Raw genomic sequence first — 21718 nt, 5'->3', positions numbered from 1 at the left:
GCACCCAAGCACACGGCTCGGAAATGTAGGTGGCAGCATCGGTGAACCAGTATGTTTCGTCGGGTGCCCAACCCGCGATGACGCTCGCCGTGTCGGCATCGACCTCGATCGCGGTTCCTGCCGCCGCGAGGTATCCCGTCACGGTAAGGTGCACTCCCTCAAATCTTTCCGCGACCTGCACCCAGTCCGGGATGACCCACCTGCCTGATCGGCCGGTCGTCCGGTACCAAACCTGCCGCGTTTCTGCGGTGACCTCGAGCGGGAACCGTCTGCACAGCTCCGACCAGGCTTGCGCGCTGTCGATCTCGTAGATGCGTGCGCCAGTCGGTGGCCGCAATGCTCGCACGACGACCCGCTCCCATTCCATGCTGTCTTCGACGAACCACAAGCCCGCCGGAGTCCCGTCGAACAGCGCCCTCGTCGAACCCTGAGTGGGTGGATTCGACCACCAATAACCTGACCAGTTCGCCGCGGGATCCACCGGGCGGTCACGTTCAGCTCTCGCTTCCGATTCCAGGGTGCTCGTGCGCCACTCGCTGAGGAGTTGTTGCGCAGCAGGCACCTCGCGTGTGTCTGGAGATTCCTCACCTCGGCTCATGATCGACCATTGGTCGGGCGCGGCAAGCGGGCTGCTCCACCATTGCGCCTGTTCGGATCCGGCAATGTGCTCCGCGACGCGTCGAAGCTCATCTTGCATAACCTCGGTGGCGACGAGGACGTCTTCTCCGTCGGGTTCCTGCCAGTAGCGTGCCGCATCGACGGCTTCTGCGAGGGCGGAGCGTAGATCGACGGCGGTGACGTCGGGGAGCGAGATTTCCGAGAGGCTACGCGCCACATCCTCGGCGGTGACTATTGTCCGCCGGGCCTCTTCGGCGCCCGGGCCGAACAACACTCGGGAGGTGCCTTGCCTGACGTCGAGGTGATAAGCCGCCCGGTGAGCGCTGATGCGGAACATGCCGTCGCCTGGCTCGGGCCGCAGGGCGCGTTCGGCGTCGATCGCATACGCGAGCAGCATCCGTCGCCCGCGCGGTCCCGACAGCAAAATATCCGCAGTGAGCATCTGTTCTCCCGTTTTCTGGTTCAGATGAAGGTAGCCGAGGTCAGTGAGATGGAGAGCCTTCTCCCGTGATGTCAGAGCTCCTGGCCGTTTCGTCGCGCACGACATGATCGCCACACACTGCATTCGGCGGCGAAGGCGGACGGAAGGGAGCCCCAGGCTGCTGCCAGTTGCGTGAACGCCGCTTCTTGGGTGTGCGCGATCACTGCCGTCTTTGTGCAGCCGTGGTTTTCGTCGATCAGAGCTCTCTCTGTTCGCCTGTAGTGACTGCGAAATAGGTCCTATTGATTGCTGAGGCTGAACAATAGAGAGGGCTGAAAAGGTTGGGAGACAGGTATTTTGGCGAGAGTGATCCGTGTGCCATCAGTACAGTCTCGACCGGAACCAGTGATCGAGGCTGATCATGTCGATCTGGTGCATGTCGAGACTCAGCTGGGCAGCAGCTTTCACCGCGTCGGCGCGGGGGATAGAGTTCTGGGGCAGAGTCCAGTTGGTCTCTCGTGCATGTTGCTCGAGAAGGTCGATGACTGTCCGCGGGACAGGCTCGTTGACGTGAAGTGTTGAGCCGTAGCGAAATTGCTGTTCTATCGACAACTCGTAGATGGATCGGGCGAGTAGGTCTACGTCGACTACCGACAGGACAGCGCTACCGCCGTCGATGATCGAGTCGAGGCGAGAGACAATTCGCGTCAGTGTCGGAAGAAACCATCTGTCGCCGGGTCCGTACACAAGATGCGGCCGGACGACCAGGCCTCCGGCTGCGCGCACGAACTTCTCGGCGAGAGCGCGCGTGCGACTGGCAGGTGAGAAGGGGCTGAGAGGTGCGCCGTTGACCGGCAAGTCTCGAAACGGTCCCGGCCCGTACACGGCCGCGGTGCTGACGTAGAGCAAGCGTTCGACGCCGACGGCGGCGGCCATCGACGCAACGTTCTGTACGCCGTGTTGGTTGACGTGAACGCACTGTTGTTCGTCGTCGCCCACGTACGACACGCAGCAGATGACGGTCGACGCCTGACTCATTGCAACTCGTAGAGAAGCACTTTCGTTGATGTCGCCGATCACGGTGGCGATTCCTTCACGGCCGAACTGTTTGGCTGCGGTGGCCGTGCGAACGAAACCGATTGCAGCGTTTCCGTCGCGGGAAACCAACTGTTTCATCACTGCGGAGCCGATGAAACCAGTGGCCCCGAGTACCAGAGTCGTCACGGTGTGTCCGTGTCGAGAGCGTTGCTGCGGGCTCTTTCGACGTATCGTTGAGATTCATTCCGTCGGCAACGAGAGCTGGGTAGATCATGCAGGAGCGTGCTGTCCTGACGCGCCAGGCCGTCATTTTGGGTGCTGCGAAGAGCTTCGAGAAGTTCGGGTACTCCGCCAGTTTGGGCACGATCTTGCAGCACGGGGGTGTGTCGAAGGGGGCGATGTATTTTCATTTCGCGTCCAAGGAGGAGCTTGCGCACGCGGTCATCGCAGCGCAGCACGGTATGGCGATGGAGGGTACCCGGCGGGTTGCTGCGCACTCCGACATCGCGGTCGAAACCCTGGTGCTCGTTTCGCAGGAGATGGCTCGGCAGCTTGTGACCGAGCCCATCGCGCGAGGTGGCATGCGGTTGACGATGGAGATCGGCAGTATTCAAGGCCCCATCGAACAGCCGTACCTCGATTGGATCGAGGCTATCAAGCAGGTGGCAACCCAAGCGGCCGAAGCCGGCGATATCGTCCCGGGCACCGACATCGACGCGTTGGCTCGATTTGTGGTGGGGTCGTTCACCGGAGTGCAGATTCTCTCGGAAATGCTGACGGGCAGAACCGATCTGTACGAGCGGTTGAGTCAGATGTGGAACCTGGTGCTGCCAACGATCGTCCGCGAGGACAAGTTGGCGCACGTCATGCAACTGGCGGCGCTTGCACCGAGAGAGTGGGAAGCACCGAGCGCTTGACGTGGAAGACGCGACGAGAAGAACGTGTTCGTTCCCTCTCATGATTGGTCCGCAACTGTAATTTCGAGTTCCGCGGTGGTTTCCAGTTCTTGAGTGAACCGAACTCGGTGCACATGGCCCGACGCGTCAAGGGGGATCGTTGACACCTCGCACGGCGTTTCCCATTCAGTGAACCTCGGAAAGACCGCCGAGAGCGAGGCGATCTTTGTTGCTGGGTTGCCGATGTGAAATCGGAGCGCTTGTCGGGCGGCCTCGAAAAGAATCATTCCTGGGATGTGGTCGACGGGGTGATCGAAAAGGGAGTGGTTGCGCGGATCGGGAGCGCAGAACATCGCGTGCCGAGCAGGATCAGTGCTGATGAGCACATCTCCATCGGTTAGGCGTCCGACTCGCTCCGATCCGACCACCGCGGCTCCGGAAGGAAGGATGCGCCGGCTCGGGCGGTGGTCTTCTCGTCCTTGCCGAATTCGACGGTATCCCTCGGGGCTGACTCCTCGCGCAACAGCGTTGCATCTGGCGACGTGCCGGTTGCCCTCGCTGAGGATCCCCGACACTTCGACCCCCGAAACCGCTCCGTCGCGATGAGTGAGGTTGTCCACTGTCATCGAGAAACTCAACGGCTCCGCGACTGATTGCACGTCGAGCGCGTCCAGCATCTCGAAGCTGAACGTTTCCATGAGGAACTTGTAGTGCAGTGGAATCTCGTATCGGGTGTGGCACAGAAGCACCACTGCCTGTCGAAATGCTTCTGCCACCCCGAGCGGATCGTGTTGCTCGCTCGATACGTCGAATATCCGGTGCGAGACCGGGAGTTGCACAGCAACCTGGTACGCCGAGTCCGATTCGATCCGGTAGTCCGTCAAGAAAACCTCGGCAACAGCATGTCTGTGGACGAGATGCCGCGGCACTGTGCGTGTGTATTCCATTGATTGAATGCACCTTTCGATGTTCACTCGTGTCTTCGGTGTCGTGTAGGACCTAATATTCGACGTCCGGGCGCGTCATCGAATCGTCAAAATTGACGATCTTTTCGAAGGTCGAGTTCGATCAGGGGCGGCACCCCATCTCGGCGAGTGTGTCTGGGACACTTCCTGCTAGAAGCGTCCGATCCGAAGTTCCAGTGGGTGTCTGCGTGCGTCGTGACCAGAGCGGCGGAGCATCGCGCATGCCTCCAGCTGGGAATGCACCCCCAGTTTTTGCAGGATGCTTCGGATGTGGGCGCGAACCGTGGTCGGTGCGATGTGGGCGGTTCGAGCAATCGAGTCGACATTCGAGCCTCCGTAGAGAAGGCCCACGATCTCGAACTCGCGATCGGTGAGACTGCTGATTCGTGCGAATTCTTCGGTGCGCAACCGGATGCGTTGTACGAGCGAGGACTTGTCGTGTGCAGACCGAGCGGAGTTGGGGTTGATCGCGGCCTGCAGCTCATCGAGCAGGGATGCGAATGGCAGTTGAGAGTTGAGCACGGCGTGGGCGCCCGCTGCGAGCCCCCGAATCATGGAGTTGCCGCTACTGAGATCGCCGACCAGGACCGATCCCTCGAGCGCGGAGAGCTCCTTCACCTGCCAATCGACGCCCCCGAGTGGTAGGAGAACGAGCGCTCTACCGTGATCGCTGGTGTGATGCCTTAACAGGCTCATGTCTGCGGTTTGTGGCTCGGAATAAGCCCTGGCGCTGATTCCGGCAGCGATTGCATTGGCGAACTCTCGATCGCTATGAGTGGTGTACAGGGTGACTGTGCTGGAGAGTGTCATAGCGACTACATCTCCGGTGGAGGTCCACTCCGCCCGCTCTCTTCGCTGCGGAACCAAAACCGTTGCTTTCAGCGTGGTTTCGTCAGCAGGTTAGCTATCGCAGTGACCTTTCCGCTGATGCGCACGAAGGTTACGGCGATATCGCAGTTGCCCGTCCTCCCATGGAAACTCGCGCGTTCGACACCTGATCGTGGACCTTCGAATTATGCTAGGGCGCTGAATATTTGGGCGATGAGTATCCCGCGTAGACGAGCCATTGGGCGTTCCGTCGACGACGTGAACGACTCCCCAATGGCTCGAGGCATTCAGGCGTCTCGATCGAGTTTCCGCGAGGCCGGTGCGTCGCGCCTCAATGTTCCGTGCGCGGCCGGGTCGAGATATTGACTGTTACCGTCAGTTGCACATACCCTGTTCATTGGCGCTGACCTTAGGGAACCCGGCCTGAACCGGCCGATCGTTCTCGGTCACTGCCGACGCCAGAAGTAGCTTCGCGACGACCGACGAAACGAGTTTCCTCATGACACAGCATGTCGACGTACTGATCATCGGCGCTGGCTTGTCCGGAATCGGCGCGGCTTGCCACCTCATTCGTGAGCAGACCGGAAGCACTTACGCGATCCTCGAACGCCGCGAGAACATCGGTGGCACCTGGGACCTGTTCAAGTATCCCGGCATCCGTTCGGATTCCGACATGCTCACCTTCGGATTCGGTTTCCGTCCGTGGATCGGAACCAAAGTGCTCGCAGACGGCGCCAGTATCCGTGACTACGTCGAGGAAACCGCCAAGGAATACGGCGTCACCGACCACATCAACTTCGGCCGCAAGGTCGTGGCAATGGACTTCGATCGCGCGACTGCTCAGTGGTCCGTGACCGTCCTGGTCGAGGCGACGGGGGAGACCGAGACGTGGACCGCGAACGTCCTCGTCGGCGCCTGTGGTTACTACAACTACGACAAGGGATACCGCCCCGCCTTCCCCGGTGAGGACGACTTCCGCGGTCAGATCGTGCACCCGCAGCACTGGCCGGAGGATCTCGATTACACCGGAAAGAAGGTAGTGGTCATCGGTTCCGGTGCCACCGCGATCACCCTGATCCCGTCGATGGCCCCCACTGCCGGTCACGTCACCATGCTGCAGCGCTCGCCCACGTGGATCCAGGCGCTACCGTCCGAGGACCCTGTGGCCAAGGGTCTCAAGCTTGCACGCGTTCCCGACCAGATCGCTTACAAGATCGGTCGAGCCCGCAATATCGCACTGCAACGCGCCAGCTTTCAGCTCTCACGTACCAATCCGAAGCTGGCGAAGAAGCTGTTCCTCACCCAGATCCGCTTGCAACTCGGCAACAACGTGGACCTGCGTCACTTCACCCCCAATTACAACCCGTGGGATCAGCGCCTGTGCGTGGTTCCCAACGGGGACCTGTTCAAGGTGCTCAAGAGCGGCAAGGCCGACATCGTCACCGACCGTATCGCCACGTTCACCGAGAAGGGCATCGTGACCGAGTCGGGCCGCGAAATCGAGGCCGACGTCATCGTCACGGCGACCGGCTTGAACGTACAGATCCTGGGCGGGGCGACCATGAGCATCGACGGCGAGCCCGTCAAGCTCAACGAGACGGTCGCCTACAAGAGCGTGCTCTACTCCGACATCCCGAACTTCCTGATGATCCTCGGCTACACCAACGCATCCTGGACGCTCAAGGCCGACCTGGCCGCGTCCTATCTGTGTCGCGTACTCAAGATCATGCGTAAGCGCGACTACACGACTTTCGAGGTTCACGCCGAACCTGAGGACTTCGCGGAAGAATCTCTCATGGGCGGAGCCCTGACATCGGGCTACATCCAGCGTGGCGACGGAGAGATGCCGCGTCAGGGTGCCCGCGGTGCGTGGAAAGTGGTCAACAATTACTACCGCGACCGCAAGCTGATGCACGACGCCGAGATCGAAGACGGTGTGCTGCAGTTCAGCAAGGTCGAGACCCCCGTCGAAGCAGCAGGCAAGGCCGCCAGCGCCTGAGCCGGCTTCACTTGAATCAACGGGCTGTACCTCGCATGTATCCGTGATCTTGTCGTTTTCGTTGGAGGGTCACGGTTCGCGCCCACCGGCGTTCCGAAAGTTGCTGCAGGAAGAGCGAGTCCAGACTTTGGTCTGCCATCTGGGCGGCTCGACGTGCTCGCCGCGGCCCGAAGCTCGATTGAGACGACCACCGCTCGCTGACAATAGCCAGGCGTTTGCCGGCTGACGGCAATCAACGGCGGCGCGAACGCGTCGCGACCTGCCTAACCGTGCCGTCATCGACACGAAATGCTTTTGGCTGCAGCAATTTTGGCGCGAGTCGAAGGTTTGGCAGATCGGGGGAGAACGTCCTGATAGTTCGGCTGTTGTCAGTCGCGCATCGCCTGTCGATTCAGCACGTCTACTTCGCAGCCCGGCGCGGCCGGATCGAAACCATGCTCGATCAGCCAGCGCACGCCTCTCAAGCTGCGCAACGACCACCACGCCTGGATGACCTCGAGGTCGACGTCAGCGCCGTAGCCCTCCACGACGTTATCGAGATGTTCCGGGTGGCCGACGGTCAGTGTTGCGAGGTCGTACAAGGGATCGCCCTGAGCGGCTTCGGACCAGTCGATGACACCGGCGACTTCGTCACCGGTCACGAACACATGGGAGGCTTGGAGATCACCGTGTGTGAACACCGGAGTCCACGACCTGAGCGCAATCTCGGCAATCCGACGGTTGGATGCAATCACGCCGGAGTCAACCACTCCGCTCCTGGTCAGCCATGCACATTCACGGTCCAGCTCCGAGGCGATGTCGTCGAGACAACGGCCGGGCCAGGGCGGCAACGGTGCGTCGTGCAGCATTCGAACGGTGGCACCCGTCGCGGCCCACGCCATTGAAGACGTGGTCGACGGTCTGCCTAAGCGGCCGAGCGCGTTTCCCGGCAGAGCGGCGAGCGCGAGCACGGGCGGCTTGCGCCACAGAATCTGCGCTGTCGGGATTGGGGCTCGGAGCATTGCTTCGACCTCGACGTCGGTATTCGACTGATCGGCGTCGATCTTGAGGAACACCTCGCCGACGCGCAGAGTCGCGCGCTCGCTATGGGCGACGACAACCTCGACTTCTGTCACGTCGGTCAGTATGGCTGGGATGCGCCGTGGCGTCGCCGGGTTTGTCGCGTGCGGTCATTCGCGATCGGAGCGCGGTATGTTCCGCTGACCTCCCGCACCTCAAACTTTCTCAACAACTGCCTTACTGCTCCCTTGTTTGCTGCGTGACATCATCAAGGTCCGCCAAGTCATTCTCACTGAGATCAATTCGCGAAGCAGCAATGTTGGCTTGTAGATGAGCGATGCTCGTGGTGCCGGGCAGGGGAATGACGGTGGCCGCGACCCCGCGCCCGCGCTGATGGACCCACGCAAGAGCGACCTGGCCAGCCGTCGCTCCGACACGAGAAGCGATGCTGGCAAGGGACCGAGCGACAAGATTGCCGGTGGAGTGGTTGAGGTCGCCGTGCCCCATCGGCGAATGTGCGACCAGTGTGATCCCGAGGTCGGCGAGCGTTGGGAGGAACAGTTCAACATCTCGCCGTATAAGGGACCATTGCTCTTGCACGGCAGTGATCGGGTGTACGGCATGAGCTCGTCGGATGTCATCGAGCGTGACATTGGACAGCCCCAGAGCCCGGATCTTCCCTGCCTGGCGGAGCTCGGCCATAGCGTTGACGGTCTCCTCGATTGGTGTGTCCTCGCTGCGGTGATGCAGGTAGTAAAGATCGAGGTGATCGACGTCGAGGCGCCTGAGTGAGCCGTCGATGGCCGCGCGCACCGTTGCAGAGTCCGCCCGAACATTCCAGTCATCAGGACGACCGGACGGCCCGCGGTAGACACCGAATTTGCTGCACAACGTGATGTGTTCACGGTTGGCGCCAATTGCCCGACCAACCAGCTCTTCGTTTCCATACATCTCGGCTGTGTCGAGCATGGGCACCTCGGAGTCGATCGCGGCGCGAACCAGTGCGGCGGGGTCGCGGTCAGCATCACCCCACCCGTTGTCGGTCAATCGCATCAGGCCCAGGCCCTGGATGGGCCCGTCATCGAATGTTTTCGGCGCGACAGTCATGAATGAGTACATTATCGGGGCCGCTGATCAGAACCAGGTCGCCAAAGAGGCCGATTCCGGCGACTTCGACATCTCGCTGCATCGCCCGTTCAGCGCTTGACGCGGTGCAGCTGTCGATCGCTGTTCGGAAGTGGGCGTAAACAGCTGAATATCACGCTGCGAAATGTCGAGTGTCCTGACTTGCTCAGGATGATTCTGTCCGCTTGACCCGCGCGTTATGCACAACCATCGGGACAGTTATTGCCAGGACCATCGCTATCACGAGCACCGATATGAAAACCCAGGGACGTTCTGTCTCGGATGCTCGGACGGTCAACACAGCTCCACTCGTAAGCAGGGGCATCCCTGCTGCCGCGAGTAGATCGACGTGCCGCGGGGCGACAGGAGGTCCGGCGAAGTATGGAACTCGAACGCCTGAGTTCTCCCGAAGCATCCGTCGCTCCGACATCGCGTAAGTGGTCGCGCCGACTACGAAAATGGCCAGTCCGAGTACGACAAGACCAATTCCCGTTCGGGTGGTGAGCGCGGCAAACATGAACACCGATGTCACTGCCGGATAGAGCACCACCATCTTCCAGAGTGGAGTCTTGGTCCGCGTGTCGACTGCAACACTGATCGGGCGCATCGGTTCGAGAGGCTCCATCAGCTCAGCGTGCCATGCGCCGCTCGGGAAACAAACTGCCTGTGCCGTTTCTGGCGGACTCCGACTGCCTGGCCTGGATGTCGGGACCCCTCACTACGATTCTCGTCGTGACCGATTACGACGATCTCGACATGTTCGGTGGCCTCGACGCCTCCTCCCTGCCGCTCCGCCAGCAGCAGATTCTGATGACCATCCGGGATCTCGTGGCTGCCAACGGGTGCACGCCGAGCACACGGCAGATCGGAGACGCGGTTGGTCTGCGCTCGACGTCGACGGTGTCCAAGCACCTCAAGAGTCTCGAAGAGAAGGGCTTCCTCCGTAGGGGAGCGGCCATGGCTCGGCAGCTGGACGTGCGGCCGTTCCTCGTAGGCGCGAAGGAACAGTCGTCGTCGAATACGGTGACGGTTCCGGTCGTCGGTGACATCGCGGCCGGCGCGCCGATCCTCGCGGAGGAGCACGCCGACGAGGTGCTTGCGCTTCCTCGCGAGCTCGTGGGCTCCGGCACGGTGTTCGGACTTCGGGTGCGTGGTGAGTCGATGGTCGACGCAGCGATCTGTGACGGTGACGTCGTCGTGGTGCGCCGCCAGGACGAAGCTCATTCCGGTGAGATCGTCGCCGCGATGATCGACGGCGAGGCCACGGTGAAGGTGCTCCGGCGTCGCGACGGTCACGTGTACCTCGAGCCTCGCAATCCCGCATACAGCGTCATCGACGGCGATCGCGCGGTCATCCTGGGCAAAGTTGTTTCCGTGATGCGACGTATCTGAGAGGTGTCCGGTCTCAGCGATGGTTGGCGCGGGGACCGCCGTATTCCTCATCGGTGACTTTGTCGCCCCATGTAGTTTCGGTGCCTCCGTCGCCGGGTCCTTCCCACAGTGCGAGGTGGCTCATGAAACGGTCGGGTGCCGCGCCGTGCCAGTGTTCCTCTCCCGCTGGGGTGTAGACGGTCTCACCCGGGTGGACTTCGACGATCTCGCCGCCGCGAGCTTGAACCAGCGCGGTACCGGAGACGATGTGGAGGGTCTGTCCGACTGCATGGGAGTGCCAGTCGGTTCGCGCGCACGGTGCAAAGCGAACCATGTTGGCGCGCATCCTCGACGGCTCCTGTCCGGCGTAGATGACGTCCCACCAGACGTCGCCGGTGAACCAGTCGCTGGGTGCTTTGCTGGTGGGCTGGGGCTTCAAGATTTCCATGAGGTCTCCTCGGAATCGAAAGGGGCGGTTCAGTTCTGCGTCAGCGGAACAAGTCGAATGGTGTTGGGTGCGGCGGCGCGGCCGGTGACGGAGCCGACGATCTGCGGGCCGTAGCGGTCGTACTTGGTGTGATAGGCGGAGTCGATCGACGAGTGGGCATCCGGTGCGGCGGACTCGAACGCCACGTCCCGCTCGATTCCTCCTGCTCGGATTCGGCCCGTTCCACTTGCCTTTGCTCGGACGAACCACGGGTTGTCGGTTCCGTAGGCCGAGCGAACGTACAGTTGGTTGTCGGTACGGACAACCCAAATCGTGACGTACGGCCTTGCGGTTCCGTCTCGGCGGTACGAGGAGACCTGCAACTCCTCGGCGTCGCCGATCTTGGTCAGTTCAGCCTCGGTCCACGAGTGCGACATCTCGGCTTCCTTTCTCCTGGTCGAATTGCTTTGCGGTACTTCGCGTTCTCGTAGCCGGGACGATCAGTGCGAGGACGATGACGAGACAAGCGGCGAGCAGGGCGGTGCCTGCGGTGAGAGCCGTTGATACGTGATCGGTGAGTGCCGTTGTAGCGTCGTCGGCAGAGGATCCGGCGCCCGCGGAGACTGCGACGAGGATGCCGAGTCCGAGGGCACTACCCAGTTGGTGTGCAGTGTTGACCAATCCTGATGCGGCACCGGCATCCTCGGCCTGTACCCCGGAGATGCCGGCAGAAGTCAGAGGGGCGAAAGCCAACCCCTGTCCGGCGCCGATCAAGATCATCGGAAGTGCTATCGCAGTGAGGTACGTGCTGCCGGGATGGACCAGACTGAGCCACGCCATCCCGGCCAGGGTGACGGCAATGCCAACCGACAGAATTGCGGAATTTCCGAATCGCGGTGTCAGTCGCGGAATAAGCATCGCCACAGCAAAATTGACGATCGTCATCGGGAAGAAGGCGATGCCTGCTTGGAACGCGCTGAAGCCCATGACGCCTTGGAGTAGCTGAGTCGTGAAGTAGAAGAATCCGATCATGGCACCCAGATAGAGCATTCGGGCGGCGTACGCCCCGGATCGCTCCCGGCTACGGAACAACCTCAGTGGCATGATCGGCTGCTCCGCTCTCGCTTCGTTGAGGAAGAGCAAGGTCAGTAGTATCGCCCCGGCCGCCAGTGTCGCAACGGTGATCGGTGAGGTCCACCCCGCTTCGGCCGAGTTGACGGTGCCGAAGACGAGCGCGGTCATCCCGAGTGTGGCGAGAACAGCGCCGGCCACATCGAAACGTCCGGAGTTGGGCTCGGTTTCCGGAATGAACCGGGGAGCGAGAGCGATCATCGCGATACCGATCGGAACGTTGATGAAAAAGCCTGCGCGCCAAGACACCCAGTCGGCAAGGGCGCCGCCGATCACGAGTCCGAGGCTGGCGCCTATTCCCGCAGCAGCGCCGTACCAGGCAACAGCGCGCGTTCGCTCCGGGCCGGGCGGGAAGCTGGCGGTCAGCAGTGACAGCGACGCCGGGGCCACCACTGCGGCTCCGACGCCTTGGAGAGCGCGCGCTGCGATGAGCCACCAACCGTTCGGCGCGACCCCGACGAGAAACGACGCAATCGCGAAGATCGCGAGACCGGCCACGAATACGCGTCGACGGCCGAAGATGTCCCCGAGACGAGCACCCAGCAGGAGAAGCCCGCCGAACACCAGGGTGTAGGCGTCCTGGACCCAGGACAGCCCGGTTGCCGAGTAACCCATGCTGCTTTGGATGCTGGGTAGCCCGGTGAAGATGATCGAATTGTCGAGCAGGATCATGAAATAGCTGATCAGAATGATCGCCAGGATCGCGGTGGGATTGATGCGACCGGCAACAGGGCGGGTGGCAATGTGGGTCACGCGCATCTTCTTCGCAAGTGGTGGACTTTCGCAAGTGGTGGACTACGGGCGGACGAGGACCTTCAACGATTCACGGGAGTCCATGGCTCGGTAGCCTTCCGCTACGTCGTCGAGTCCGACGGTGTGGTCGAAGACCTTGCCCGGCTCGATCTTTCCATCGAGCACATCCGGCATCAGCTCTTCGATGTACGCGCGCACCGGGGCCGGTCCACCGGTGAGTGTGATGTTGGGTCCGAAGAGTGTCCCGAATCCGATTGGAGCTTCTTCGTATTGGGGTACTCCGACTCGGCTGATGATGCCGCCCGGTCGGACAACTCCGAGCGACTGCTCGTAGGCAGGCATGTGACCTACCGCTTCGAGGACGACATGAGTGCCGTCGCCTCCGGTCAGTTCGCGGACTTTCTCGATGCCCTCGTCTCCACGTTCGGCAACCACGTCGGTGGCTCCGAACTCGAGACCGAGATCCGTGCGGGTCTTGTGGCGCCCCATGAGGATGATGCGCTCGGCGCCGAGGCGTTTGGCGGAGAGCACTGCCATCAGCCCCACGGCTCCATCGCCGATGACCGTGACCGTCGTGCGTTGGTTGACGCCACCCTTGACCGCCGCGTGATAGCCGGTGCCGAAGACGTCGGAGAGTGTGAGCAGTGACGGTAGGAGTTCGGAATCCTCACCGACCGGCGCCTTGACCAGGGTGCCGTCTGCCAACGGCACTCGGATGGCCTCTGCCTGACCGCCTCCGATCCCGTTTCCGGCCCAGAATCCACCGTGTCGGCAAGACGTCTGCAAGCCTTCGCGGCAGAAGTCGCACGTCCCGTCGGACCAGGCGAAGGGGGCGATGACGAAGTCGCCCTTCTTCAACGTGGACACCTCGCGACCGGTCTCTTCCACCACTCCGACGAATTCGTGGCCCATCGGGGAACCACCGGGCGTGGCCGGCATGTTGTGGTACGGGTGCAGGTCAGAGCCGCAAACGCACGCCCTGACGACCCGCACGATCGCGTCCGTCGGCTGCTGCAGTGCCGGATCGGGCACGGTCTCGACTCGAACGTCTCCGGCGCCGTACATGATGGTTGCTCGCATGGTGTCCCCTCTTGCTTCTGGTGTCGCGTGCTTCGAAGTCGACGTTTCGGCGTGGACCGGTCGACTGCAATCAGTCAACGCCGCGCCTCGCGGGCGCGGGAGTGTCTGTTGTTCCAGGTAACGGCAGTACCTCCCTCGGTCTTCTCCGCTCGAGTAACGTGAACTGCATGGACAACCGAGCCGAGATCCGCGAATTCCTCAGCTCCCGTCGTGCTCGCATCACACCCGAGCAGGCAGGGCTGCCGGCCTACGGCGGAAACCGTCGCGTCAAGGGGTTGCGCCGTGAGGAAGTCGCTCTGCTCGCCGGTGTGAGCATCGACTACTACGTGCGCATGGAACGCGGAAATCTGGCGGGAGCGTCGGACTCGGTGCTCGAAAGCCTTTCCCGAGCACTGCAACTCGACGAAGCCGAAACTGCCCATTTGTACGACCTCGCGAAGGCGGCCAGTGCAGGCGCACCGAGTAGAAAGCGGCCCGCCCCCAAGGGCGTGAGCCCGGCGATTCAGCAGATACTCGACGCCATCACCGACGCGCCGGCGTGGGTACGTAATGCCAGGCACGACATGCTGGCGGCCAATCGTATGGCGCGCGCGTTGTATTCGCCGGTGTTGGCCGATCCACGTAGGCCGGCGAACAACGCCCGGTTCGTGTACCTGGACCCGGCATCGCAGGACTTCTTCGTGGATTGGGAGCGCGCGGCAGACGACATCGCCGCGATGCTCCGCTCGGAAGCGGGGCGCAATCCTCATGACAAGGCGTTGACCGAGCTTATCGGCGAACTTGCCACTCGCAGTGAGGTATTCCGCACCCGATGGGCGAAACACAATGTGCGCTTTCATCGGACGGGATTCAAGAAGGTTCGTCACCCCGTCGTCGGAGACCTGGAGCTGAACTTCGAGGCGATGGAACTGCCGTCCAATCCCGGGCTGACACTGCTGGTCTACACCGCGGCGCCTGGGACGCCCACGGCTGACGCACTCAAACTCTTGGCGAGTTGGGCGGCAACCCAGGATCAGCTGGATCCGGCGAACGACAGCGAAGCGGCGCTCTGAATTCGATCGGCAGGTAATCGTGCCGATTCAGCTCAGATGCGTTACTGCCCAAGCTACCTGGTCTCCACCTCGTCGTTTCGCCCGATACATCGCGTTGTCGGCGTCGGCAAGAATCCGATCGATGGTTCCCGAAGCGTCCGGGATTGTCGAGGACAGCCACACGCTGGCTCCGACGCTCACGGAAATCGACTGCCGGCCGGCGGGCCGCGATATCGAATTGTGAATGTCCACCACGGTTTGTTCGATGCGACGTGGCTCCACGGGCATGAGAATCACGAACTCGTCGCCGCCAGTCCGCGCAACCAGCCCGACCTCTCCGACCACCGAGTTCAGGCGCCGGCCGACTGTCACCAGCATCCGATCGCCTTCCGCGTGACCCAGTTTGTCGTTGACGCTCTTGAACGAATCGACATCGATCACCACCGCAAGGACTACGTGTCCTTGGAGTTCGCCGACACCGAACAACTGTTGCCAGACATTGTGCAGCCCAAGTCGATTCAGGGCAGCGGTGAGTGGATCGCGCCAAGAGTGTCGTGCGTCGTCGGTCAAATACAGGACGAGGAAATGCACGGTCATCGAAGCTGAAGCGATAACACACCCGATGACGAATCCAGTGGACACCGACAGCGAAGAGTCGGTATCCGGATCGGTTACAGCTCGAATTGTCAGTAGCGCAACGACGAACAGCGCGCCGGTGATCTGTGCTGTGACTATTCGAGGGCTGTGGAATACCGACGAATAGTTCGCGACGACCACGAACAGAACGGTGCCGGTCAATGCCAGGAAGCTCGAATGGATTCCGGCGAGAAGTATCAAGGACAAGCAGATATTGGTGAGCGAAACGAAACGAACGGATTGATGGTGACTCGGCCAAGACCGTCCGAGTGACCAGCGAATCATGCAGTAGAGCGCGATCATGCATGCTGCGCCCGCCGCGAGCCGTTCAGGGAGTTCGGTTGCGCCACCCTTCACGAATTGAGCCAGTACGGCGAGTGCCACGAACACAGCGCACCAAAAGGTGACGACCACCCTGGCTGTCCCCAACATCGATCGAGCAGCCAGGAACCTCGGGAACCATTCGCCGTCGTATGCAAGAGACCACCAGCGACTCAACAGTCCAGTTGTTTGACGAATGTTCTGCCCCAACCCCGCAGCGCCACTGACTCCCATGAAACCCCCTCCGAGATCTTGCGAAAATTCCCGGAAGATTCTTCGTCAAGATTTGATCCCCGAACAAGGTACCCGATAGTTGAACGATGGATTGCCGTCTCGTGGGGTGTGGGCTGCTCTAGGGTGTGATCGCTGTGGTCAGGATCTTTCTGAGTGCCGGAAGGTCCAGGGTTGCAGCAAGATCTGCAATAGTGACCCCCGACAGTGATGCGCGCCAGGCTTTTTCGGCGTCGGCCATGACCTTGGCGATTCCGCAGGCGGAACGGCACTGTTCCGGTGGGGCGGCGAGGATTCCTTGCTGTCGAATCTCCGTGCACCGGAACGCAGGTTCGGTGCCGTCAACGGCCTGTACGACGTCGAGAACGGTGATCTTCTCGGGAGCCCGGGTGAGAACGTACCCGCCGTCTCGGCCCTCGGTCGGATTGACCAGACCGGCGTGCGCGAGCGCTCGCAGATGCTTCGCCAGGTATGTCTTCGACACCCCGTGAAGTTCGGCGAGTCTGGCTGTGGGTACCGGCCCCTCGGACTGGCTCAGAACCACGCAGCAGTGGAGTGACCACTCCACGCCTCCGGAAAGCTTCATGATTGGACTCTATCGACGCCGCGGAAAGCGGTGAGGGCCGGACGTCGCTCGAGTTGTCGACGTCAGGCCTTCTCGGCAAGCCACGCGTCGTATGTTGTCGGCGCGATCCATGCATCTGCACCGGGTGTCGGGGTCAGTGCCGAGTTGTCGAGTTTCGCGCCGAAGTAGCCGGCTTCGGGATCGGAGATCACCGAACGCTTGTCGCCGGTGACGAGGAACAAGCGCCGGACCAGTTCGTCGATGCCCAGCGGTTCGGGTCCGGCAATCTCGACCGTGCCGTTTCGCGGCGCGGCGGTCACTACCTCGGCGACGTGGGACACGACGTCTCGAGACGCGATGGGTTGCAGATGTCCCGGCGTTGCGTGGACGGCGCCGTCGGTGGTTCCCGCGTCGGCGATTCCGGCGACGAACTCGAAGAATTGGGTCGATCGGACGATCGTGTAGGGGGTCGGGCCGGCTTTGACCAGGTCTTCCTGGGCGATTTTGGCTCGCATGTACCCGGAATCGGGCAGTCGATCGGCGTCGACGATGGACAGGATGACGTGGTGCCCGACGCCCGCCTTCTCTTCTGCGGCGAGGATATGGCTGGTTCCGTCACGGAAGAAGGCCAAGACGTCTTCGTCCGACCACGACGGAGAATTGGTCAGATCCACGACGACGTCGGCACCCTCGACTGCTTCGGCGATTCCTGCGCCGGTGGTGATGTCGATCCCGTCTGCCCGACCGAGCGCCTTCACGTCGTGCCCGGCGTCAGCGAGCTTGGCGGCGACCTGGCTTCCGATCAGTCCGCTTCCGAAAATGACGATCTTCATGATTTTCTCCTTTACTCGGATAAGTCATGTCCAAGTATACTCGGACACAACTTATCCAAGTCAAGGGTGTCTGATCAGCCGAAGAGTTCGGCTGCGAGTGCTTCGTAGGTCGCGAGCGGATCACCCTCGGCGGGAAGTGCTTGGATCGCAACGTGATCGGCACCTGCCGCGACATGCTCCCGAAGTCGATCCGCGATGGACTTCGCGGTACCGCGCGCAACCAGAGCGTCGATGACGCGATCGTTTCCTTCGTTCGCCAACTCTTCGGGCGCAAAACCGAGGCGCTCGAGATTGCTCGTGTAGTTGCGCAGATACAGATACGGGTTGGCGACGGCGGGGCGACCGATTGCTCTGGCCTTCTCCGGATCGGTTTCCAGAACAACCTTGTGCTCAGGGGCAAGAATCTTCGAAGGGCCGAGGATTTCACGAGCTTCGGCGGTGTGTTCGGGGATGGTCAGGTACGGATGCGCGCCGGCAGCGCGATCTGCGGACAGTTTCAACACCTTCGGTCCCAGTGCGGCGAGGACGCGCCGCGATTCCGGGACCTGGGCCTCGTCGAGTTCGTCGAGGTACGACACGAGCGAGGCGTACGGCTTGGTGTAGTCGCCGGTCGCCTCCGGATGTCCGACGCCTACGCCGAGCAGGAATCGCCCCGGGTGCGCCGCTTCGAGTCGGTGATAGGACTCCGCCACCTCAGCCGCAGGTGAGGACCAGATGTTGACGATTCCGGTTGCCACGGTGATGTGCTCGGTCGCGTCGAGAAGTTTCTCGGCGATCCGTAGATCGGCGCGTGGGGAGCCGCCGATCCAGATGGTGCCGAAACCGAGTTTCTCGATCGCAGTTCCCAGCTCGGGCGGCAAACCAGCCGCTCCTCGCCAGATTCCGTAGGTGCCCAGGTCAGGTGTTTTCGTAGTCTCCGTCACAGCGGGTGCAACTCGGCTGCTGCCGGGATCTATTCCTTCCGTCGTCATTTGCCCGGCGCGCGGTAGTCAGTCGGTCGCTTGACTGCCTCGTCGATCTGCTCCGGCGTGAGCAGTGTGATCGACTCCGAGCGTGCTGCACCTGCCGCAGCCGTGCGAATGCTCAATGCGGCTGCCGCGACGTCGTCCGGCAGGTTGCCGATCACGAACATGTCGTGACCGCCCAGTGCGAAGTGGCAGGATTCGACAGTGCCACCGATGCTTTCGACCATTCGCGTTATCGCGTCGCGCCGCGCAGTGCCTCCCTCCTGCTGTAGACCGGCGGCGCCGGAGGGTGAGTACGTCACTTGCCAGAGGTATTTCGGCATTTCCACTCCTAGCTCGGGATGGGTACTTCGATCGTGTACCCGTAGGGCGCTCGGTGGCAATGGGTAGGGGACAATCACGGCATGGTTGGAACTCCGGTGATCGTGACTATCGTGTCCGTGTGTGTAGGTTTTGTGATCTTCATGCTCGCTGCCAGTGGTGCACGCGGAAAGTGGGACCGTCGCCTCGTGATCGCGTTGTTCATCGGTGCGGTGGTGTGCCTGACCGTCGTACCGGTATCCGTCGCGCTCAGCGCCGGAGTTTGAAACACGGAGTGCCAAAACGCTCGAGTGCCGCTTAGTCTGAATCGATGGCAGATATTCGGGTAGGTATCTCCGGGTGGACGTATCCCGCGTGGCGCGGAGATTTCTATCCGAAAGGTCTTGCTCACCGCAAAGAATTGTCTTATGCCGCAGAGAGATTGACGTCGATCGAGATCAACGGCTCGTTCTACGCGCTGCAGAAGCCGGAAAGCTACACCAAATGGCGCAGCGAAACTCCCGAAGATTTTGTGTTCGCGATCAAGGGCGGCCGGTACATCACACACATGAAACGGCTGCTCGACGCCCGTGACGGACTCGCCAACTTCTTTGCCGCCGGAACACTCGCCCTCGGCCCCAAGCTCGGGCCGATTCTGTGGCAACTACCTCCGACGCTGCAGTTCGAATCGCAGCGATTGGCCGACTTCTTCGACGGTCTTCCCCGTACCACTCAGGCTGCAGCCGATCTGGCAGCACAGCACGACGACAAACTCACCGAAGACCGAGTGTTCGCCCAGACCGAGAGGGACGTGCCGATTCGTTACGCGGTGGAAGCGCGGCACGCCAGCTTCGAGACCGACGAAGCCGTGGACCTGATGCGCGAGCACTCCATCGGTTTTGTCGTCGCAGACACAGCCGGCAGGTATCCCCGCATCACCACTCCTACTGCCGATTTTGTCTATGTGCGGATGCACGGGGACAAGGAACTGTATGCGAGTGGGTACACCGACGAAGCTCTGGACAAGTGGTCCAAGCGCTTTCGGGATTGGATTGACGAGGGCCTCGACGTGTACGTCTACTTCGACAACGACATGAAAGGCTTTGCGCCGCACAACGCAATGTCCTTGTTGGAGCGACTGCGCTGACGGATCGCCTCTCATGTCGGTGGGATGTGGAAGGCTTCCGCATGAACACGAGGACCGAGGAGATACCACGATGACGCCAGAACAGCGGACGCCAGAACAGAGCTGGCCGACGCATTGGCCGAAGGTCGCCCGTGACATCGCCGATGCCACGGCCGACGCACTCGCCGCGGTGCGGGCGGCAAATCGTGACGGACTACTCGTGGCTGTCGAGGAACTGCGCGGGCTCTCGTTCGAGCAGGTCAGCTCGGTTCACGCGGCGATCGTGCGCGAATTGCTCGAGGACACGCATCCGGACGGCTTGTCCAGCGAGGACGTGCAGGATGCGCTCACCGCCTGCGCCAAGTCCACGATCGTGTGGCTGCCGGATCTGGACGTGCAGGCGCTCGCTGCGGTCTACACCGGGGCGCTCGGGATTTCGGATCTGGAAGACGATTCGTTCCGCATCGGGCACGGCGCGTACCTGCGTTCGGCGGTTCTGGTCATCGGGAGTTTGTCGACCGGAGTGAAGAAAGCTCAGAGCGCGTACATTATTCGTGCAATCGACGAAATCGCACGTGCACAGACCATCGAGATGCCCTGAGCGTCAGTTCGTAAATCGAATTAGGCTGAGGTCATGTCCAAGATCGCCAGCGCAGATCGTGTGTCGTTTGCCGAACTCCTCGAGTTCATCAGGCCGCGCCATCGGGCCACGTTCGTCACGGTGAAGAAATCCGGCGAGCTGCAGATCTCTCCGGTGACGTGCGGGGTCGACGACGAGGGTCGGATCGTCATCTCCACGTACCCGGAACGGGCCAAGGCCGCGAATGTCCGCCGCACCCCGGCGGTGTCTCTGTGTATCCACTCCGACGAGTGGAATGGCCCGTACGTCCAGGTGAACGGAACCGCGGAGTTGATCGACCTCCCGGACTCGGTGGAACCGTTGGTCGACTACTACCGATCCATCGCCGGTGATCATCCCGACTGGGACGAGTACCGCGAAGCCATGCGCAAGCAGGGTAAGAGCCTGATCCGCGTCACCGTCGACTCCTGGGGTCCGATCGCAACAGGCGGGTTTCCGCCCGGACGCTGACGTTATCGAGCAGGCGGCGAGAGTTCGACTACATGCGCGTCTTTGGCGGCCAGCGGCTCTTTGCAGTGCGCGCACACAACTTGGGCGTGCAGGATCTCACCGCAACGGTGTTCGACGACGGTTGGCGGTGGACCCGTCGTCGCAAAGGCGTCCCCCCATTCCATGAGCGCCATCAGAATGGGATAGAGCGCCTTCCCTGATTCGGTGGTGACGTATTCGTAGCGCGGTGGATGGTCTTCGTAGCGTCGCTTCGTGAGGACGTCGGCGTCGACAAGGGTGCGTAGACGCGCGGCGAGGATGTCGCGGCTCGCACCCGTGCCCGCGGCGATCTCGTCGAACCGTCGTTGCCCGAGGACGATTTCTCGGAGCACCAACAGTGACCACTTCTCGCCGACGACCTCCAAGGCGTTGGCGATGGAGCAGTTGCGTCCTTTTGTCGCCGTCATCTCTGGGCCCCTGTTAGTTGGAAATGTTAGTTGGGAATTCCAACTTAGCACTTGACGGCATGTATTCGAGGGCGGAAGGTAGGTCGAGAAATCCAACGGAGCAGATGAGGGGTCGTCATGACGGAATTGAATCTCGAGGCAGCAAGCGGATTTGTCAGCGCTGCCGGATTGCAACTGGACGAGGTGTCCGGCACGAAGGTTGTCGGGCACATCGATCTGTCCGAGGAGCATCACACGCCGTGGGGCGTAGTCCACGGCGGTGTCTACACGACCGCCGTCGAGTCCGCCGCGAGCATCGGGGCCAGTACTGCAGTGGCGGACCGTGGCGAATTTGCCGTCGGAGTGCACAACGGAACGGATTTCCTGCGGGCGCGTACGGGTGGGCGCGTGGACGTCGTGGCTGTGCCGATACAGCAGGGCCGGGTTCAGCAGTTGTGGTCGGTGGTCATCACCGATCCGGAATCGGGCAAGGAGGTGGCGCGCGGTCAGGTGCGTTTGCAGAACGTACCGCTGCCGAAGTAGG

26 protein-coding genes are annotated in these 21718 nt (G+C 61.8%); 9 read left to right on the top strand and 17 right to left on the bottom strand.

Annotation, left to right across the window (positions count from 1 at the left end):
• Both RWT78_RS00550 and RWT78_RS00545 read right to left on the bottom strand, forming a co-directional pair.
• Positions 1–1060, bottom strand: a 1060-nt coding sequence (locus tag RWT78_RS00550; protein ID WP_314673182.1) for a hypothetical protein, incomplete at its 3' end; no start/stop codon positions are given.
• A gap of 360 nt (positions 1061–1420) precedes the next feature.
• Positions 1421–2263, bottom strand: coding sequence for an NAD(P)-dependent oxidoreductase (locus RWT78_RS00545; RefSeq protein ID WP_003940604.1), 843 nt, complete (start codon positions 2261–2263; stop codon positions 1421–1423).
• 86 nt (positions 2264–2349) lie between these two features.
• Between RWT78_RS00545 and RWT78_RS00540 the strand changes: the two genes are divergently transcribed.
• The gene (locus tag RWT78_RS00540) at positions 2350–2994 is read left to right on the top strand and encodes a ScbR family autoregulator-binding transcription factor (protein ID WP_003940238.1); all 645 of its coding nucleotides are present in this window, start codon (positions 2350–2352) and stop codon (positions 2992–2994) included.
• Positions 2995–3032: 38 nt separating this feature from the next.
• On the opposite strand, the gene RWT78_RS00535 is transcribed toward RWT78_RS00540, so the two are convergent.
• Positions 3033–3920 (bottom strand): ScbA/BarX family gamma-butyrolactone biosynthesis protein, encoded by an 888-nt coding sequence (locus RWT78_RS00535; RefSeq protein ID WP_021331802.1) that lies wholly within the window; start codon positions 3918–3920, stop codon positions 3033–3035.
• 168 nt (positions 3921–4088) lie between these two features.
• Positions 4089–4748 carry a LuxR C-terminal-related transcriptional regulator gene (locus RWT78_RS00530; RefSeq protein WP_003939969.1) on the bottom strand — a complete coding sequence of 220 codons (660 nt, stop codon included), beginning with the start codon at positions 4746–4748 and terminating at the stop codon, positions 4089–4091.
• 517 nt (positions 4749–5265) lie between these two features.
• Here RWT78_RS00530 and RWT78_RS00525 point away from each other — a divergent pair.
• Positions 5266–6765: an NAD(P)/FAD-dependent oxidoreductase gene (locus RWT78_RS00525; protein ID WP_314673171.1), complete on the top strand. Its 1500-nt coding sequence runs from the start codon at positions 5266–5268 to the stop codon at positions 6763–6765.
• 368 nt (positions 6766–7133) lie between these two features.
• Here the strand turns inward: RWT78_RS00525 and RWT78_RS00520 are convergent, their stop codons facing one another.
• From RWT78_RS00520 to RWT78_RS00510, 3 genes are all read right to left on the bottom strand, one after another.
• Positions 7134–7880 carry a phosphotransferase gene (locus tag RWT78_RS00520; RefSeq protein WP_314673168.1) on the bottom strand — a complete coding sequence of 249 codons (747 nt, stop codon included), beginning with the start codon at positions 7878–7880 and terminating at the stop codon, positions 7134–7136.
• A gap of 121 nt (positions 7881–8001) precedes the next feature.
• Positions 8002–8871: an aldo/keto reductase gene (locus RWT78_RS00515; protein WP_314673166.1), complete on the bottom strand. Its 870-nt coding sequence runs from the start codon at positions 8869–8871 to the stop codon at positions 8002–8004.
• A gap of 184 nt (positions 8872–9055) precedes the next feature.
• Positions 9056–9514 carry a hypothetical protein gene (locus RWT78_RS00510; protein ID WP_314673162.1) on the bottom strand — a complete coding sequence of 153 codons (459 nt, stop codon included), beginning with the start codon at positions 9512–9514 and terminating at the stop codon, positions 9056–9058.
• 77 nt (positions 9515–9591) lie between these two features.
• Here RWT78_RS00510 and lexA point away from each other — a divergent pair, with 77 nt between their 5' ends.
• Complete coding sequence (gene lexA / locus RWT78_RS00505) at positions 9592–10281, top strand: transcriptional repressor LexA (protein ID WP_172827072.1); 690 nt, start codon at positions 9592–9594, stop codon at positions 10279–10281.
• Between the two features lie 13 nt (positions 10282–10294).
• Here lexA and RWT78_RS00500 read toward each other — a convergent pair whose 3' ends face one another.
• The 4 genes from RWT78_RS00500 to RWT78_RS00485 are packed head-to-tail and all read right to left on the bottom strand — an operon-like array spanning position 10295 to position 13651.
• Entirely contained in the window at positions 10295–10708 is a 414-nt protein-coding gene (locus RWT78_RS00500) for a cupin domain-containing protein (protein WP_003939933.1), read from the bottom strand.
• A 29-nt stretch (positions 10709–10737) separates the two neighbouring features.
• Positions 10738–11124: a DUF2255 family protein gene (locus RWT78_RS00495; RefSeq protein ID WP_003940152.1), complete on the bottom strand. Its 387-nt coding sequence runs from the start codon at positions 11122–11124 to the stop codon at positions 10738–10740.
• Complete coding sequence (locus tag RWT78_RS00490) at positions 11099–12577, bottom strand: MFS transporter (RefSeq protein WP_202427086.1); 1479 nt, start codon at positions 12575–12577, stop codon at positions 11099–11101. Before RWT78_RS00490 ends, RWT78_RS00495 begins: the two co-directional genes overlap by 26 nt.
• 36 nt (positions 12578–12613) lie before the next feature.
• Positions 12614–13651: a zinc-dependent alcohol dehydrogenase family protein gene (locus tag RWT78_RS00485; protein WP_075834558.1), complete on the bottom strand. Its 1038-nt coding sequence runs from the start codon at positions 13649–13651 to the stop codon at positions 12614–12616.
• Between the two features lie 167 nt (positions 13652–13818).
• On the opposite strand from RWT78_RS00485, the gene RWT78_RS00480 reads away from it, so the two are divergent.
• The gene (locus RWT78_RS00480) at positions 13819–14703 is read left to right on the top strand and encodes a helix-turn-helix transcriptional regulator (RefSeq protein WP_007729733.1); all 885 of its coding nucleotides are present in this window, start codon (positions 13819–13821) and stop codon (positions 14701–14703) included.
• Positions 14704–14730: 27 nt separating this feature from the next.
• On the opposite strand, the gene RWT78_RS00475 is transcribed toward RWT78_RS00480, so the two are convergent.
• The 5 genes from RWT78_RS00475 to RWT78_RS00455 all read right to left on the bottom strand — a co-directional run bounded on the left by RWT78_RS00475 (position 14731) and on the right by RWT78_RS00455 (position 18556).
• Entirely contained in the window at positions 14731–15873 is a 1143-nt protein-coding gene (locus RWT78_RS00475; RefSeq protein ID WP_116057796.1) for a diguanylate cyclase, read from the bottom strand.
• Positions 15874–15991: 118 nt separating this feature from the next.
• The gene (locus tag RWT78_RS00470; protein WP_003940010.1) at positions 15992–16456 is read right to left on the bottom strand and encodes an Rrf2 family transcriptional regulator; all 465 of its coding nucleotides are present in this window, start codon (positions 16454–16456) and stop codon (positions 15992–15994) included.
• 62 nt (positions 16457–16518) lie between these two features.
• Positions 16519–17268: an SDR family oxidoreductase gene (locus RWT78_RS00465; RefSeq protein WP_314673144.1), complete on the bottom strand. Its 750-nt coding sequence runs from the start codon at positions 17266–17268 to the stop codon at positions 16519–16521.
• A 74-nt stretch (positions 17269–17342) separates the two neighbouring features.
• Positions 17343–18191 (bottom strand): LLM class F420-dependent oxidoreductase, encoded by an 849-nt coding sequence (locus RWT78_RS00460; protein WP_024487511.1) that lies wholly within the window; start codon positions 18189–18191, stop codon positions 17343–17345.
• A gap of 44 nt (positions 18192–18235) precedes the next feature.
• Complete coding sequence (locus RWT78_RS00455) at positions 18236–18556, bottom strand: GYD domain-containing protein (RefSeq protein WP_007729728.1); 321 nt, start codon at positions 18554–18556, stop codon at positions 18236–18238.
• Between the two features lie 81 nt (positions 18557–18637).
• Here RWT78_RS00455 and RWT78_RS00450 point away from each other — a divergent pair, with 81 nt between their 5' ends.
• The 4 genes from RWT78_RS00450 (at position 18638) to RWT78_RS00435 (ending at position 20749) form a co-directional block, all read left to right on the top strand.
• Entirely contained in the window at positions 18638–18820 is a 183-nt protein-coding gene (locus tag RWT78_RS00450) for a hypothetical protein (RefSeq protein WP_003940600.1), read from the top strand.
• 44 nt (positions 18821–18864) lie between these two features.
• Positions 18865–19680, top strand: coding sequence for a DUF72 domain-containing protein (locus RWT78_RS00445; protein ID WP_065454932.1), 816 nt, complete (start codon positions 18865–18867; stop codon positions 19678–19680).
• 70 nt (positions 19681–19750) lie between these two features.
• A complete protein-coding gene (locus tag RWT78_RS00440; protein WP_003940463.1) occupies positions 19751–20260 on the top strand; it encodes a hypothetical protein in 510 nt (169 codons plus the stop codon).
• Between the two features lie 33 nt (positions 20261–20293).
• Positions 20294–20749: a PPOX class F420-dependent oxidoreductase gene (locus RWT78_RS00435; RefSeq protein ID WP_007729721.1), complete on the top strand. Its 456-nt coding sequence runs from the start codon at positions 20294–20296 to the stop codon at positions 20747–20749.
• Between the two features lie 2 nt (positions 20750–20751).
• On the opposite strand, the gene RWT78_RS00430 is transcribed toward RWT78_RS00435, so the two are convergent.
• Positions 20752–21195 carry a helix-turn-helix domain-containing protein gene (locus RWT78_RS00430; RefSeq protein WP_314673119.1) on the bottom strand — a complete coding sequence of 148 codons (444 nt, stop codon included), beginning with the start codon at positions 21193–21195 and terminating at the stop codon, positions 20752–20754.
• A gap of 117 nt (positions 21196–21312) precedes the next feature.
• On the opposite strand from RWT78_RS00430, the gene RWT78_RS00425 reads away from it, so the two are divergent.
• Positions 21313–21717 (top strand): PaaI family thioesterase, encoded by a 405-nt coding sequence (locus RWT78_RS00425; protein WP_003940256.1) that lies wholly within the window; start codon positions 21313–21315, stop codon positions 21715–21717.
• Position 21718: the final 1 nt, after the last annotated feature.

The sequence above is a fragment of the uncultured Rhodococcus sp. genome (assembly GCF_963525155.1).
GTDB classification, from domain to species: Bacteria; Actinomycetota; Actinomycetes; order Mycobacteriales; family Mycobacteriaceae; genus Rhodococcus_F; species Rhodococcus_F qingshengii.
Note: the sequence above shows the minus strand (reverse complement) of the source record. Positions and strands in the feature narration are given on the sequence as shown.